At 50.3% G+C, this 872-nt stretch carries 1 protein-coding gene; it reads left to right on the top strand.

From position 1 onward, the window contains the following. A partial coding sequence (locus tag EAE91_RS23555; protein ID WP_214090551.1) for an amino acid adenylation domain-containing protein occupies positions 1-872 on the top strand: 872 nt, incomplete at both ends.

Below are 872 nucleotides of genomic sequence, written 5' to 3'. Positions count from 1 at the left end.
GCATCGGTAAACAAATCCTCAGATTTGGCCTATATCATCTATACCTCAGGCACCACCGGCCAGCCGAAAGGCGTCATGATTGAGCACAAAAATGTGGCGCATCTGGCAGCGGCACAGGCAGAAATTTTTGATGCCACCAGGAGAAAAAAAGCCTTAATGTTTGCCGCATATGTGTTTGATGGTTCTGTTTTCGAACTCTTCCCCAGTTTATTTAATGGACTGACGCTTTACCTTTGCAGCGAAACAGAACGTCATGCCCCGGCAATTGAAAAACTCATTCAACGAGAAGACATTGAAATCGCTGCCTTACCGCCAGCAATATTGACGCTGTTAACTGGCTCGCACTTACCTTCCTTGCAGTTGTTAGTGACCGCCGGAGAATCCCCCTCACTCGATTTTCTTGAACATTTCAGCCGTCATAGCAAGGTCCTCAATTCTTATGGTCCAACCGAAGTGACCGTTTGTGCGACTGAAAAAATATATCAACGTGGGGTCACCCCAGCCAATATTGGCAAAGCCATTCATAACGCCCGCCTTTACGTTCTTGACAGTCACGGCAATCTGTCTCCTGTCGGCGCACCGGGAGAACTGTATATCGGTGGTGCCGGAGTCGCTCGTGGTTACTGGAACCGGCCTGAGCTGACCGCCGAGCGGTTTGTGGCAAACCCCTTTGCCACCGCAGCAGATAAGGCCAAAGGGTATACCCACCTGTATAAAACCGGTGATTTAGTCCGCTGGCGAGCGGATGGCAATCTGGAATATCTGGGGCGCAATGATTTTCAGGTCAAAATCCGCGGTTACCGCATCGAATTGAGCGAAATTGAAGCCGCCCTCGCTTTGCACCCACAGGTCAAACAGGCGGTGGTGATTGA

Origin of the sequence: Photorhabdus noenieputensis (assembly GCF_018448935.1) — a bacterium.
In the GTDB taxonomy this organism is placed as follows: domain Bacteria; phylum Pseudomonadota; class Gammaproteobacteria; order Enterobacterales; family Enterobacteriaceae; genus Photorhabdus; species Photorhabdus noenieputensis.
This window is presented reverse-complemented; position numbering and strand designations above follow the sequence as displayed.